Raw genomic sequence first — 368 nt, 5'->3', positions numbered from 1 at the left:
GGCGCTGGCTGGTTGTGCCCCCGGTCGGGCGTCCTCGCGCCGCTGCGCGGTGCCTTCACTTCGTTTGTCAGCCTGTCGGACCGGCACAGACGCGCGTCCTGCGCGGCTGTGCCTTTCGCCCACTTCCCTGTGGGCGAATCCTGGCTTCCTCTCTGCGTTCAGCGCTGTGGATTGCCCGCTCGGGGGCACAACCAGCCTGCTTTCTGACTTCAGTGTTGCCTGAAAAACTCATCAGCTCTTCCTTCTTTCACAATGCTGGCGAGATTCCCATATTCGCGCTAATTAGTGTTCTTCAAACAGCGAACACTTAACTAAACGGGGCACGTCCTCTGCGGCGGCCGGGCAATCCGCAGCGCTGAGGTGCAGGC

General features: G+C 61.4%; 1 protein-coding gene. It reads left to right on the top strand.

Features of this window, described 5'->3' with window-relative positions:
• Positions 1-223 (top strand): hypothetical protein (locus tag IBT47_RS27185; protein ID WP_234472141.1); only part of this gene is annotated, 223 nt, incomplete at its 5' end.
• Between the last annotated feature and the right edge of the window lie 145 nt (positions 224-368).

It is taken from the genome of Erwinia sp. S43, from assembly GCF_016624745.1.
In the GTDB taxonomy this organism is placed as follows: Bacteria; Pseudomonadota; Gammaproteobacteria; order Enterobacterales; family Enterobacteriaceae; genus Erwinia; species Erwinia coffeiphila.
Note: the sequence above shows the minus strand (reverse complement) of the source record. Positions and strands in the feature narration are given on the sequence as shown.